Genomic DNA, 12,581 nt, shown 5'->3' on the forward strand with positions numbered 1-12,581 from the left:
CTCCTATCACCTCAACTACTGTTTCTTTAACCCGCGATAGCGCGCTGTACGGAGCTCTTCCACATACGGCTCCAAGTCTGGCATGTTCAAGTCCCGCGCGATATTGACCGCGTCCTCGATGTCGTACGGCACGCGCACGAGCTGGAGTCCGAAACCTGCCGCCTCGTCACTGCCGTACACGCCCTCCAAGACGGCATACGACGCTTGTGGCACATCGAGGGGGTTGCCGACACTCCCCGTGTTAAACAGCGTCTTACCGCGATAACTTTGTACGAACGCGTTGTGCACATCGCCGTAACCGACGACGTCCGGTTCTCGCTTACAGCCGGCAGCCGCGACGAGCTCTGTATTGTCAAACATCGCGAGGCGCCGCTCGAACGGATGCCACGGTTGCACGCGGTGGTGCACACTTTGCGGCGAGGCGTGTACGAAGCGGACAAGCTTCCCGCTCAACACGATGTCGTGCGAAAACGGCAGGCTTGTCAAATAGTCAATCCGTTCGGGTCCGAGCCGCCTTTGATGCCACGCAAATGTCTCGTGTTCAATCGGCCGCTCGATCAAGTCGTCCCAGTTTCCCCTAATGACAATTTCGCACACTTCGCGGATGCGGTCGACGACGAGATCCGATTGCGGGCCTTTACCGATTAGATCTCCTAAGCAAAAAATGCGTTCAATCCCGCGTCTACGAATATCTTCGAGAACGGCGTCCAACGCCGGCACGTTCCCGTGAATGTCTGAAATAACCGCTATCCGTTCCACAACTTCGTCCCTTTCTGTTGTCAAATGTGATGTGTGATATCTATTTAACCATATCACGGATTGTGTTTCCAAATGTTTTAAGTTGGCGCCAACTTTGCTAAAATAGAGGCATACACTTTTGATAGCGTTTTCTTAAATGTGCAGCGTCAATCACATGGGGTAAAAAAGGGCGCAAACTTTACGCAACGTATATCGTGCGACGACTAGTCGTGCTGACACGAAAAAAAGTGGGACGTAAGGAGTGATTTTTTGACAAAAACAGTATGGCACCCGACTCCAGCACAAATGCAAACGACGCGCTTGTACCGCTGGATGAAACAGCTCGGGTTCGGCGACTACGAGTCATTTTTTCAAGCGTCGATCGACGATATAAATTGGTTTTGGGGCGAGGCGGAAAAGGCGCTAGGCATCGCCTGGTTTGCACCGTATACGCGCGTCCTCGACCTGTCGCGCGGCATTGAGTGGCCCGAGTGGTACGTCGGCGGCAAGCTTAACGTGACGTACAACGCCGTAGATAAGTGGCTCGTCGATCCACAAATAAGCACGCGTCCGGCTGTCGTGTGGGAAGGCGAAGACGGCACCGTCGTCACTTACACGTATGAACAACTTTCCGCAGCGATCGATCGCTTCGCCCGCGGCTTACGGCGCGAAGGGATCGCCAAAGGGGACCGCGTCGCCATCTACATGCCGCTCCTTCCAGAAACGATCGTCGCCATCTTAGCGATTATAAAAATTGGCGCCATCTTTATCCCTTGTTTCTCCGGTTACAAAGCTGACGCGGTGGCCAAACGGTTAACGGGCGCGCAGGTAAAAATGCTCATTAGCGCCGACGGCTACTTGCGCCGGGGCAAAGCTGTGGCGATGAAAGAAGAGGCGGACAAGGCGTGCGCGCTGGCGCCGTCTGTACAAAAGCTCGTCGTCGTACGCCGCCTCGGGCGTGACGTCGCTTGGCAAAGCGGACGCGACCTCGATTGGCGCGATCTAGCGAAGAGTGAAACAGAAAGCACAGCTCATTTCGAGCGCGCGGATCGTGCGCACAAGGCATACCGTGTGGATCCTGCGCATAAGGAACCGACTGCAGCTGCATACCGTCCGCTAGCAGCAGAGCAGACGAACGGTAACGATCCGTTCATGATCATCTACACTTCCGGAACGACTGGCCGCCCGAAAGGCGCCGTGCATACGCACAACGGGTTTGCCCTCAAATCGGCCTTCGATGCAGCGTTTAGCATGGATTTAAAGCCAGGAGACATCCTCTGCTGGCTGACGGACATGGGGTGGATGATGGGACCATTCCTCATGTTTGCTTCTCTGTTCAATGCGGCGACGATGGTGCTGTACGAAGGGACACCGACGTACCCCGAAGCAGACCGCGTGTGGCAACTAGTAGAAGACCACCGCATGACCCACCTCGGCCTTTCGCCGACGCTCATCCGGTCACTCATGCCACACGGCGAACAACTCGTCAAACGGCACGACTTATCGAGTTTACAAGGAATCGCCTCAACAGGTGAACCATGGAACCCGGAGCCGTGGCACTGGCTGTTCGAGACAGTGGGACAAAAGCGCGTGCCGATCTACAACTACTCCGGCGGAACGGAAATTTCCGGCGGCATTTTAGGCAACGTGCCGCTGAAACCGATCGCCCCGATTAGCTTCAACTCCCCGCTACCCGGCATGGACGTCGACGTTTACGACGCGGAAGGCAGACCAGTGCGCAGCGAAGTCGGCGAGTTAGTCATTAAACAGCCGTGGGTCGGGATGACGAACGGTTTTTGGGAAGAGCCTGAGCGGTATAAAAAGACGTACTGGAGCCGCTGGCCAAACACGTGGGTACACGGCGACTGGGTCATTCTAGACGACGACAGTGGCCAGTGGGTTATCACCGGCCGATCCGACGACACGTTAAACGTCGCCGGTAAACGCCTCGGTCCGGCAGAAGTAGAATCCGTGCTCGTCGCACACCCTGCCGTCCTCGAAGCGGGAACAATTGGGATCCCCGACGAGGTAAAAGGCGAAGTTCCTGTCTGCTTCGTCGTATTGAAATCGGTTACTTCCGCAGCTCGTTCACCCGACGGAAAGCTAAAACCAAATGAAGGGAGTCGCTATTCGACATCTCGAGCAACAGGAGATGTGACCGAGCAAGGGCGGCAAGCACCTAGCGCCAGTCAAGTAGCACAACTTCACGACGAATTGATGGTTTTGGTCGCCGAACGGCTAGGAAAGTCTCTTTGTCCGAAGGCGATTCATTTCGTCCCCGACTTGCCGAAGACGCGCAACGCAAAAATTATGCGCCGCGCGATTCGCGCCGCTTACCTCGGCCACGACCCGGGCGACTTATCTGCTTTGGACAACCCAGAAGCGGTGACAGCGATCGCCCACTTAAGTCGGGTCAAAAATAGTTGACGTACCAAGTGACCGTTTTCTCGATCCCGCTCGCAAACGACTCTTCTGCCTTCCAGCCGAGCTCTGTTTTAATTTTCGTGGCGTCAATCGCATAGCGAAAATCGTGCCCCGGCCGATCGCTGACGAAGCGAATGAGTTCACGATAGCTTTTTACTGTTGCGCCCTGCGCGGGCGGGGGCGCCACCCGGTCCAAAATGGTGCACACCGTCTCTGCAATGTCAATGTTCCGGCGCTCGTTGTCCCCGCCGATATTGTACGTTTCACCGCTCTGGCCGCGGTGAAACACTGAGTCGAGCGCCTGGCAGTGGTCGATGACGTACAACCAATCGCGCACGTTTTTACCGTCACCGTAAAGCGGGATCTCCTTAAAAGCGAGTGCTCGGCTAATAATCGTCGGAATGAGTTTCTCCGTATGCTGTTTCGGACCGTAATTGTTAGAACAATTTGTGGTGACGACATTTAATCCGAACGTATGCCAGTAACTGCGTACGAGGAAATCGGATCCTGCCTTACTTGCACTATATGGGCTGTTCGGCGCATACGGCGTCGTTTCGGTAAAATAACCGCGCGCCCCGAGCGTCCCATACACTTCGTCCGTCGAGACGTGTAAAAAACGGGCATCTTCGCACCCCCGCTTTTTGCAGTGTGGACCTTCCATCCACTGCTCTCTTGCGACATCGAGCAACGTAAACGTGCCGTGCACGTTCGTACGCACAAACGCTTCTGGGGCGACGATGGAATTGTCGACGTGCGACTCGGCGGCGAAGTGAATGACCCCTTTTATGTCGTGTGCGCGAAATAAATGCGCGACTAATTCGCGATTACAAATGTCGCCGTGGACAAATACGTAATTCTCGCAATCCGCGACGTCTTCCAAGCGGCTTAAATCGGCGGCTGCTGTTAACTTGTCTAAATTGACAATGCGGTACTGCGGGTATTTGTTGAGGAAGTAAGGAATAAAATTCGATCCGATAAAACCTGCCCCGCCCGTGACGAGGACAGACTGTTGCGGGCCATTTTTAGGGGCAATCTGCTGTTTCATGGCACTTCTCTCCTTTGCCGAACCGTTTACTTTCTCGTTGACGATCCCTTGCTCCTATTGATTTTCCTTTAGCGCCAATCGTTAACGGTAATGTGTCCGTACAGATCATATGATATATTATGAGTTGACAACTATTGCGTCCTTTAAAGTCTCCAAACGAATGACGGTTTTTTTATGAAAGGAGCATTACCCGTGAGAATCGTATCTATCGAACCGACCCCTAGTCCGAACAACATGAAATTAAATATGGATGAACGCCTTCCCGACGGAACGGCTTACAATTTTACGAAAGATAACCGCGCAGGTGCGCCTTCTTATATTGTGCAACTCCTCGACATCCCGGGTGTGAAAGGAATTTTTCAAGTTACCGACTTTATTGCCGTCGAGCGCGACCCAAAAGCGGATTGGCAAACGATTTTGGCTGCCGTGCGCGACTTTTTTGCCAAAACGACGATCGCGCCGAACGAAGCGGCTGAAGTCGAAGAAAACCGCTCCGACAAAACGTACGCTTCGACCCAACTCGCCGCTGCAGTGACGCAAACGGCGTTCGGCGAAGTGTACGTGTACGTGCAAATGTTTCAAGGGATTCCGTTACAAATTAAACTCACTTCCGGCACTGAGGAAAAGCGGGTGGCGTTGCCACATCGCTTCCTAGATGCTGCCATGCGCATACAGTCCGCGGCAGGCAACTTTGTGTTCGAACGTGCGTGGGAAGAGCGCGGAGTGCGCTACGGCGAAATGGACGACGTAGGTGCACAAATCGCGGAGGAAATTACCGCTGCTTACGACGGCGACCGCTTGAACCGGTTAATCACCCGTGCCCTCGAGCAAAAAACGGATCAGCCGCTAACACCTGATGCGCTGTCTGCCGAAGTGGTCGCCGAACAATTAGCGGATCCCGACTGGCGCAAGCGCTTTGCCGCCCTCGAACGGCTCCAGCCGACGGTCAAGACGCTCCCCGTCCTCAAGCAAGCACTAACTGACGAGAAAATGTCAGTGCGCCGCCTAGCGACGGCATATTTGGGCATGATCGAAGACGCGAACGACGTCGTACTGCCCCTCCTCTATACGGCGCTAAAAGACCGCTCGGCAACAGTGCGGCGCACGGCTGGCGACTGTCTTTCCGACTTAGGCGACCCCGCGGCGATCGGTCCGATGTGCAAGGCGCTACACGATCGGAACAAAATTGTCCGCTGGCGCGCCGCCCGCTATTTGTACGAAGTCGGCGACGAGTCCGCCATTTCCGCCCTGCGGGACGCGCAAGACGACCCGGAATTCGAGGTGCAAATGCAAGTAAAACTCGCGCTCGAACGCATCGAAGGCGGTCATGAAGCAGAAGGCACCGTCTGGCAACAAATGACGCGGGCGATTGGCGAGAAAGGAGTGCACCGACCTTGATCTCGATTAAAAATGTCACAAAAAGTTATGGAAACACGAACGTCAAAGCCGTCGACCAGCTGCAACTGGACATTCCATCCGGGCAAATATTCGGTTTTCTCGGTCCTAACGGCGCCGGCAAGACAACGACGATCAAAATGATTACCGGCATTATTAAACCGGACTCCGGCGATATCGAAGTTGACGGTATTTCGGTAACGAAGGACCCCCTCGCAGCCAAGCAGCGCATCGGTTACGTGCCGGACAGCCCCGAGCCGTACGATCGGCTGACTGGCTTGGATTATTTGCGCTTTATCGCCGACGTTTACGAAGTGAGTGCAGCAGAACGACAAGAGCGACTGCCAGAGCTGCTTCAGACGTTCGGCATGGAAGACGCCGTCAGTCAACTCATTCAAAGCTACTCCCGCGGAATGAAACAAAAAATTACCCTGATCGCCGCCTTGTTACACCAACCGTCCGTGTGGATTCTCGACGAGCCGATGGTCGGACTCGACCCGCGCGCCGCCCGCCTCTTAAAAGAAGCGATGCGCGCACATTGCGATCAAGGTCACACCGTGTTTTTCTCTACACACGTGTTAGAAGTGGCAGAGCGCCTGTGCGACCAGCTAGCAATTATTCACGGTGGAAAGCTGATCGCCTCGGGAACAATGGCGCAGCTGAAACAAGGAAAGGGCGAAGACGTGAGTGACGAGAAAACACTGGAAAACTTATTCTTGGAGTTGACTGAACGGTGAATGTTACAAAAGCGTTACTTCTCGTCACACTTAAAAGCCAGTTCAACCTATCGGTACTGAAACACCGCTACTTCGTCAAAAGGGAAAAATTGTGGGAGCCAGCCGTTGCCCTGCTCATTTTGCTCGGATTTATCCCGTTTGAAATGCTTGTCGTAAGCGTGAGTACGCAATTGTACACGGGCCTCGCTGCCGTCGGGCAACAGTCGTCGCTGCTTACGTTACTATTCGTTTTTACGCAAGTGTTGGCCTTCGTCTTCGGCTTACTATACGTCATCGCCAATCTGTATTTTTCGAAAGACATCGAAGGACTGCTCCACTTACCAGTCACGCCGGTGCAAGTGCTGACGGCGCGTATCGCCAGTGTGTGGATTAGTTTAGTACTTACGACGCTCCCGTTCATCGCTCCCGGTTTGATCGTGTACGGGCTGCTTGAAGGGGAAGGCATCGTTTTTTACGTCGCGGCACTACTCATGCTACTACTTGCGCCACTGTTGCCACTAGCGCTAGCGACAGTCGCTAGTATGCTGCTCATGCGGGTGACGAATTTAAAAAAACATCGTGACGCCCTACGGGTACTCGGCGGCTTGCTCGGCGTCGTCTTTTTCTTCGCCTTTCAATACGTGGGCCGCACCTTTTTTGGCGAAGGGACGACGAATTTGGAAGACCCGGGAGCTGTGCGCGACTTGTTCGCTGGGCCAAACGGACTCGCCGCACTCGTCGGCAGTACGTTCCCTCCGAGCCTTTGGGCGACGTACTGCTTAACGACGCCTTTATTTTCGGGTGGTTGGGCTTGGTGGGGACTGTTTCTCGGCACTTCCAGCTTAGCAGTCGTCCTCGCCGTCGGCAGCGGAAAATATTTTTTATATCCCGGACTGATCGGCAGTAGTGAATCGACTTCACAGCGAAAAAAGTTGCAACCTAATGACATTGCGGCACGCATCAGTCACGTCCGTTCACCGCTCATCACGCTGTTTCTCAAAGAATGGAAAGTATTTATTCGCACGCCTGTGTTTCTATTAAATAGCCTCATGTCAGTACTGTTTTTGCCCGTGATGGTCGTCACCCCGATGGTCGCCACGAACGGGATAAATGTGTTATCTCGCCTTGCAGCGGAAGTTCCTCACGGTTGGGAAGTGATCCTGTGGGGTGGCGTCGGCGTCGTCACACTTATATGTGGGGTAAATAGCATCGCACCGTCGGCAATCTCGCGCGAAGGGAAGTTGTTTTACTTGAATAAAACGTTCCCGGTCCCCGCAGCGACTCAAGTGACGGCCAAATGGTTGCACGCGACACTGTTCACGAGTATTGCAGCCTTTATCGTCACTGTCGGCATTGTCATTTTAGGGGCGCCGCTAAGTGTCGGGGCATGGGTACTGTTACTCGGAGCGACCATCGCCGCGGTATTCAATTTGCTAGCCTTAATGATCGACTTGCGCTTTCCGCGCCTCACCTGGTCTAATCCACAAGAGGCAATGAACAAAAACATGAATGCGCTCATTAACATGCTCATCGAGTTTGCGCTCGTTCTTGTCCTCGGAAGCCTCATCGTCATCGCCTTTATCGTCGGCGTTCCGCCACTGGCGACGAAGCTCGTATTGCTACTCCTCTTTGTCGCTTGTAACTGGGGATTGCTTAAGGGCGTGCAAGCGTATGCCGAGCGACGCTACGAACAAATCGAGGTGTAAAACCTTATGTAAACAACAAGCCGGGGCCACTTCCCGGCTTATGCTGCATCGTCACTACTGTACTTTTTCCGGGAAGTCTCAAGCTACCCTATTCCCTACCCGCTCTCACATGTTGCCCTACGTAGGAATAGGCTATTGAAGGCTGAGTTACCGCGAAATTAATGTACAGTATTTGTAAGTAAAAACTCCCTCTCTGTTAAGTAGATGGCCTTTAACAGAGGGAGTTTTTTGCACGCGGTTTTCAGGTATAGGTCTGGTGTTTTTCTCTCGCTTTTTATAAACTAGGCGATGTTGTTATACGTGTGTCCACCGGGCTTTTCGGGGAGCAACCACGCCGCTTCCCTTCTTAAATACGGAACCATCCAGCGATCGAAGCCGATTTTACCGGCATTCATTCCGGCAACGAGGACAAAAACTGTCAATAACACCATCTGCGGATTACTGCTCGTCGTTCCAGAGAAGAGGAAAGCGAAATTCATGACGATCCCCATACATGCTGATAATGTCGTGAGGAAACCGAAGATGAGGCCGAGACCGACGAAAAATTCCCCCCAAGGAATGAGCACATTAAACAATATGATGTGAGGGATGGCGAAACCTTCCAAAAAGTTTGCCCACCAACCTTGTACGGCAGGATGGTCGCCAGCCGTCGCCTGCACCGCCGCGTGTAAATAATTCGTCGCGTCAAACCCGTCGACGATTTTGAGCCAGCCGGCAGTCATCCACGTCCAGCCAAGATAAAGCCGCACGATCAATAATAAGTACGCAGCCACCTTGCTCTCGCGTAAAAACGTAACAAACACTGCGATCAACGCTCCTTCCTTCTCTTGTACCTCAAATGTACAACGCTTGGATGTGCATTAATAGCAGTTTGTTAGTAAATTCACAGTATAGCCTTACCTTTTTGGCAGTTGTGCAACGGTCCGATCCTTACGTGCGTGCGGTGGTAGTTACTGATGACAGCGTGTTGTGCTTCGCTTTTAAAGCGGTTGCGAATGTTCACCGTGTAATGTTTGTCATAAACGTCGACAATGTAAGGGCGGTATAACGCTTCGATGAACGGTGTCTTACTGATCACCATTAACGCTTTCCCCGATAAGTTTTTAAAATCAGCGGCTAGCCGGCGATGCTCCGCCTCGGCAAAGTCGCCGCTGAACCGTAAATTGCCGTAGTCCGTGAACACGCAGTCGTACGGCGGGTCTAGAAATATGAAATCGTTATCATTTGTCTCGCGAAGAATACGTCCGTAATCCGTCGTGCAAATGTGCGCACTTCGCAACAACTCACTGTGCTGACGCGTTAAGACGTTCGCGTTAAAGCGATTGTAGTGACCGTACGGAACGTTGTATTCGCCTTTTTTGTTATAGCGGATCATCCCGCTGTATGCCGTCTTGTTAATGAAGTAATAAACAGTCGCCTCGAGGTATTGGCCGGAAGGGCAATTAAATTCCTCTCGCATGCGGTAATAAAGGCACTCGTTCGGATTGGGCACGCGCACCTCGCTGTGTGCCACTTTTTTTCGCTCTAAAAAGGTGCGGTGGTTGCGCTCGTATGTCGCTTGTAGCTCGTCAAGCTCGCGCCGCACACGGCCATAGCGATCGCGCACTTGTCGGTACGCGCGCATCAACTTAGCGTTAATGTCATTCAGTAACGCCCGCCGCGGTTCGAGGTGAAAAAAAACAGCGCCGCCCCCAAAAAAAGGCTCGACATAGCGCGTGTAATCGCTGGCTGACGGGAAATAGTCAGCGAAAAACGGTATGTCCCGCATTTTTCCACCGCGGTATTTAAGAAAGGGTCTCATCTCCTCACCATCCTTAATCCTTCGCATTCACCGATATGTAAAGACAACAAAAGCTTTGTGCGATAAACCTATTTTTCCAATTATCGCATATTATTACCGTTTGTCGCAACCGAAAAAAAACTGTATAAATATGACCCTTTAGAAAAACAGACCGACAACCACCTAAGGTAGGGCGGTTATCGGTCTGTTTTACGTTTGCCACTAACGTGCGCTTGACTACTTTTGCGAAGCGCGCCACTCGTCGATCTGCTTTTGTGCCTCTTCCATAATTTTGTCCAAGCCAGCTTCCTTAAATTTCTTGGACGCTTTCGGCAAATATTCTTTCGGGTCGACGGAGCCCGTCATCAGCGCTGCCCAATACTCGTCTTTGACGTTGTTGACGGCTGCCAATTCGGTCGATACGTTCGCAGGATCGAAGTTAAAACCTAACAGTGGTGCATCGGTGGCCGATTCGTTAAATTTGTCGAATTGATCCCACTTGTCATCCGGATCGTCTTCAGTTAAATAAGTGATCATCATATTACCGAGCGTGAACGACGGCATATCGTAGTTTTTCCCCGCCGGCAGATCTTTCACGCGATCGCCCTTCACTTTTTCATAGTGTTCCCCTTCGATCCCCGAGTCGACTAAGTTGCGCAAGTATTCGTCGGTGTTCAACAGATTGAGGAACTCCATCGCCTTTTCTGGGTGCTTTGACGTCGCGGAGATCGCTTGTAGCGAGCCGGTCACCGACCACGTATACGTTACCGGATCGTTAATCGGCTTCGTCACAACTTCGTAACCTAAGCTATTTTTCCACCCGTTCTCCGCATACGGTTGGTAGTGGACGCGGTCGACTAACCACTTGCCAGTTTCCATCGCGTCGCCGCCGGTTAACGTCGCGACGTCTTTCGGCAAATAACCGGCCTTGTAATACTTGTGCATCGTTTCCAGCGTCTGTTTCACTTCCGGTGTTTCAAACAAGTTAACGAGTTTGTAGTCCTTCGTATCTAACTTGACACCGAGTGGTAACCCTTCAATTAAGTAATCGTATGGAATGTCCGGTGTAAACGTCTTATCGGCAGAGATCGGCGGTATGCTAGGTTCCTTTTCTTTAAACGCTTTTAACAGCGGCTCTAAACTTTCCAGAGATTGCACATCCGAAATATCGAGGTCGTATTTATCCAAGTACTGTTTGTTAAATCGCCATACCGACTGAGCCGGCAATTCTTTGTTTGCTGGTACGCCATAGTTTTTGCCATCGACTTGTGTCCCTTCGAGAAACGACGGGTGAAGCACGTCTTTAATCCCTTTCCCATACTTGTCTAACAAGTCGTTGATCGGTAAGAAGGCACCTTTGCGCGCATTTTGCACATAGTCAAATGCCCAAGACGACGTAAAGACGATGTCGAACGGTTCGCCCGACGCGGCCATTACTTGCATTTTTTCGGTGTAATCGCCCCAGTCGACCATTTTCATCTTAACAGTGGCGTTAATTTTTTCTTTCGTATACTTGTTAACCTCTTCCATCACTTTATCGACATCTTTTTGCGGGGTTCCGACCGTATACCACACTAATTCGACCGGCTCTCCCTTCTTACCTTTCTTGTCGTCCCCCTTGCTGTCGTCGGCGCTGTTCGAGCAGCCGACAGCGAGCAGTGCAAAAACTAATACACATGACAATGCGACACGTAAGCCCCTGCGAAGTTTCACGTCATATCCTCCTCAAAAGCATATGTTTTATTACAAACCGTCCGCGTGAATGCCGCGACAGCTATCACGGCTAGTCATCCACCCGGCAGCTTATAACCACTTCATGCCGTCGGCGTCACTCTTTAACGGCACCAATTGTTAAACCTTGCACAAAGTACTGTTGGAAAAACGGATAAGCCAACACAATTGGTCCCGTCGCGAGTACGACCATCGCCATCCGCGACGTTTCTTGCGGCAACGAAGCAAGCAGTTCCATACTGACGCCGCTATTTTGCGTGCTTTGCAAAATAAATTGCATACTGTTTTCGATGCGCATCAACATCGACTGTAATGGCACTAAATGCGGTTCATCAATATAGAGCAACGCGTTGAACCAGTCGTTCCAATAGCCGAGCGTACTAAACAGCCCGATCGTCGCCATTGCCGGTAACGAAATTGGCAAGACGAGGCTAAAAAAGATACGAAACTCTCCTGCGCCGTCAATTTTTCCCGATTCGATAATCGCCTCTGGCACGGACGAGCGGAAAAACGTGCGCATAATGAGAATGTAAAACGCGTTTACACAGAGCGGTAAAATGAGTGCCCACACCGTGTTTTGCAAATGCAGCACTTGTGTCACGACCATGTACGTCGGAACGAGCCCCCCGTTAAACAATAGCGTGAAAAACGCAAGGAACGAGAAGAAGTTCCGATACTTAAAGTCGCGCCGCGAAATCGCGTAGGCGTAAAAAGAAATGACGAGCAAACTGACAATCGTACCGACGACAGTGACGAAAATTGTCACGCCGTACGAACGTAGCAACTGATCCCCTGCTTGAAAAATATACTTGTACGCCTCTAAGCTCCACTTCTCCGGAAACAAACTGTAACCGTTGTGTGCGAGTGTACTTTCGTCCGTCAGCGAAATGATAATCACGAAAATAAACGGAAACACGCAGATGAAGGCGAATGCCCCAACGAGTATATTCATCGCTATATTCCAACCCGGGGGGAGACCGTGTATGTCCCGCGGTTTACGCGCGCGCCTCTCGCTCCGTCTTCCGTTCACAGCGGTAGTCGCCATA

General features: G+C 52.1%; 10 protein-coding genes. 4 read left to right on the forward strand and 6 right to left on the reverse strand.

The features are described from left to right. Positions 1-15: 15 nt before the first annotated feature. Complete coding sequence (locus BN1247_RS14015) at positions 16-759, reverse strand: metallophosphoesterase family protein (RefSeq protein WP_054950938.1); 744 nt, start codon at positions 757-759, stop codon at positions 16-18. Positions 760-1,044: 285 nt separating this feature from the next. Here BN1247_RS14015 and BN1247_RS14020 point away from each other — a divergent pair, with 285 nt between their 5' ends. Then, positions 1,045-3,165 (forward strand): AMP-binding protein, encoded by a 2,121-nt coding sequence (locus BN1247_RS14020; RefSeq protein WP_054951667.1) that lies wholly within the window; start codon positions 1,045-1,047, stop codon positions 3,163-3,165. On the opposite strand, the gene rfbB is transcribed toward BN1247_RS14020, so the two are convergent. Then, complete coding sequence (gene rfbB, locus BN1247_RS14025; RefSeq protein ID WP_054950939.1) at positions 3,152-4,207, reverse strand: dTDP-glucose 4,6-dehydratase; 1,056 nt, start codon at positions 4,205-4,207, stop codon at positions 3,152-3,154. The genes BN1247_RS14020 and rfbB overlap by 14 nt on opposite strands. Before the next feature lie 192 nt (positions 4,208-4,399). On the opposite strand from rfbB, the gene BN1247_RS14030 reads away from it, so the two are divergent. Genes BN1247_RS14030 through BN1247_RS14040 form a run of 3 tightly spaced genes read left to right on the forward strand, consistent with a single transcriptional unit; the run spans position 4,400 to position 8,024 of the window. Then, positions 4,400-5,605: a virulence factor gene (locus tag BN1247_RS14030; protein WP_187119797.1), complete on the forward strand. Its 1,206-nt coding sequence runs from the start codon at positions 4,400-4,402 to the stop codon at positions 5,603-5,605. Continuing rightward, entirely contained in the window at positions 5,602-6,339 is a 738-nt protein-coding gene (locus tag BN1247_RS14035) for an ABC transporter ATP-binding protein (RefSeq protein WP_054950941.1), read from the forward strand. Before BN1247_RS14030 ends, BN1247_RS14035 begins: the two co-directional genes overlap by 4 nt. Further along, a complete protein-coding gene (locus BN1247_RS14040) occupies positions 6,336-8,024 on the forward strand; it encodes a putative ABC transporter permease subunit (RefSeq protein WP_054950942.1) in 1,689 nt (562 codons plus the stop codon). Before BN1247_RS14035 ends, BN1247_RS14040 begins: the two co-directional genes overlap by 4 nt. Before the next feature lie 281 nt (positions 8,025-8,305). On the opposite strand, the gene BN1247_RS14045 is transcribed toward BN1247_RS14040, so the two are convergent. From BN1247_RS14045 to BN1247_RS14060, 4 genes are all read right to left on the reverse strand, one after another. Beyond that, entirely contained in the window at positions 8,306-8,827 is a 522-nt protein-coding gene (locus BN1247_RS14045; protein ID WP_054951668.1) for a DoxX family protein, read from the reverse strand. 80 nt (positions 8,828-8,907) lie between these two features. Then, the gene (locus tag BN1247_RS14050) at positions 8,908-9,825 is read right to left on the reverse strand and encodes a DNA adenine methylase (RefSeq protein ID WP_074011181.1); all 918 of its coding nucleotides are present in this window, start codon (positions 9,823-9,825) and stop codon (positions 8,908-8,910) included. 216 nt (positions 9,826-10,041) lie between these two features. Beyond that, the gene (locus BN1247_RS14055; protein ID WP_054950943.1) at positions 10,042-11,517 is read right to left on the reverse strand and encodes an ABC transporter substrate-binding protein; all 1,476 of its coding nucleotides are present in this window, start codon (positions 11,515-11,517) and stop codon (positions 10,042-10,044) included. Positions 11,518-11,632: 115 nt separating this feature from the next. Further along, positions 11,633-12,580 carry a carbohydrate ABC transporter permease gene (locus BN1247_RS14060; RefSeq protein WP_054950944.1) on the reverse strand — a complete coding sequence of 316 codons (948 nt, stop codon included), beginning with the start codon at positions 12,578-12,580 and terminating at the stop codon, positions 11,633-11,635. Position 12,581: the final 1 nt, after the last annotated feature.

Origin of the sequence: Numidum massiliense (assembly GCF_001375555.1) — a bacterium.
GTDB lineage: Bacteria > Bacillota > Bacilli > Thermoactinomycetales > Novibacillaceae > Numidum > Numidum massiliense.

Excerpts from the sequence above, each read along its gene's own strand:
- rfbB (WP_054950939.1), bottom strand. The coding sequence starts at position 4,207 with ATGAAACAGCAGATTGCCCCTAAAAATGGCCCGCAACAGTCTGTCCTC.
- BN1247_RS14050 (WP_074011181.1), bottom strand. The coding sequence starts at position 9,825 with ATGAGACCCTTTCTTAAATACCGCGGTGGAAAAATGCGGGACATACCG.
- BN1247_RS14060 (WP_054950944.1), bottom strand. The coding sequence starts at position 12,580 with ATGGCGACTACCGCTGTGAACGGAAGACGGAGCGAGAGGCGCGCGCGT.
- BN1247_RS14020 (WP_054951667.1), top strand. The coding sequence starts at position 1,045 with ATGCAAACGACGCGCTTGTACCGCTGGATGAAACAGCTCGGGTTCGGC.